Raw genomic sequence first — 1557 nt, forward strand, 5'->3', positions numbered from 1 at the left:
CATAGCCGTCAAGTTAAGCAAACATTGAAAGTCAAGATTATCATATAAAACATTATTTTCCAGTTAAATAGGTATCCTTATATGGTTTGTTATTAGCCTTTCTTACATTTTCTTACTTATTGCTTAGCGCCGAAATGTACGTCATAGGCTATCTTCAAAATATCAAAAGGACTTTGGTGCTTCCAGCGGTGTTCCTTGTGTCCGTATCGGTAGATGTTTTGATAAATATTTTCTATCAGTGTTTTCAAAGAAAGTGACCAATATAGTGAATATCCTTTGTTTTCCACAATAGCATTTTTCGCATGATGGATGCATTTATATTCACTGCCCTCTATGCGATGTTTTTCGTATAGATAATAACGACATTGAAAAGCGATCATCGTGGAGAGGAGAATGTGAATAAGCGTTCCGTACAGATGGCAATAAAAACGATCGGTATTCATCGTTTGCGCATTCTCCATTTCAAATAAAGATTTCCATGTTTTAAACAAAATTTCCACTTGCCAACGCAAAGAATAGATAGGGTACAAGGTTTGCATATCCATTTTTTCTTGTGTTATATTGGTGGCAAGAATTTGGATATGATTCTTTTTGCTGGCGGATTGGGTATGCCCCCCTTTCCGTCTTCTTTCTTTTAATTGGGCATCCCTTTGTTTTTGTTGCTCTCTTGTCAATCGTTGGACAACGACGCGTGCTTGGAATGTATTTTTTCCTTTCGCTCCTAATTGAATAAATCCATAGTCCTTGGCTTCTCCTGGATGTAAAAGCATTCCATCCTCTTCAGGCTTTATTTGTACTTTTTGCTTCCTATCATTCCATGTCCAATACGTCATATTGGCAGGTGTACGCGTAATATAGTAGGCTCCTGCTTGATCTATTTTTTTAAAGTGATCGCTTGAGAAATAACCAAGATCACGCAGGATAAGGTCGTCAACCTCAATCGTATTTTCTAAATCATAAGCTGCTTCATGGTCACTTTCTCTTGGCCCATAACATAATGTATGCATAAATCTTCCTTGATACAGTTCGTACTCTAATTGTATTTTCACTCCATCCCAATAACTCGCATTCGGTTTCTTCATTTGAAAGGACGTACTATCTAAAATACGTATACGAGAAAAAGGGTATATCGATGAAGTAGGTAAAGATAACATCTGTTGTTTTTTCGCTAATTGCTGAAATATTTCTTTCAAAAAGGTACTACCTTTTTTATTTAGTCGTTGATGTAAAGCTTGTTTGGATATGGATGTTTCTGATTCCCGAGAAAGGGAAGCGCAAAGCTGCTCTAACCCTTCAGATCCAACCTTTTTATGCAAAAAGGCAGATATACTCAAGAAATGTTCAGGCATTACTTTTTTCAATCGTTGAACGAACGCAGTTTTTCGAGCCGTCTTTCTGATCTCAGAAACAGATAAAACATCCATCAGACTTTTTGCAAATAAATGAAAATCATTGTACTTAGCCATGAAAAAACCCCTCCGAATTATCTTGATTTAATTCAAGAATAACGAATAATTCTTTAGGATTTAAACCATTTTGCTTAACTTGACGGCTATG

General features: G+C 36.2%; 1 protein-coding gene. It reads right to left on the reverse strand.

Translation table 11 applies throughout. The features are described from left to right. Window positions 1-116: 116 nt before the first annotated feature. A complete protein-coding gene (locus HP569_RS14235; protein WP_182201811.1) occupies window positions 117-1466 on the reverse strand; it encodes an IS4 family transposase in 1350 nt (449 codons plus the stop codon). Window positions 1467-1557 lie beyond the last annotated feature (91 nt).

It is taken from the genome of Paraliobacillus salinarum (genome assembly GCF_014083865.1).
Taxonomy (GTDB): domain Bacteria; phylum Bacillota; class Bacilli; order Bacillales; family Amphibacillaceae; genus Paraliobacillus; species Paraliobacillus salinarum.

Coding starts and splice junctions, on each gene's coding strand:
- HP569_RS14235 (WP_182201811.1), bottom strand. CDS start 1,466: ATGGCTAAGTACAATGATTTTCATTTATTTGCAAAAAGTCTGATGGAT.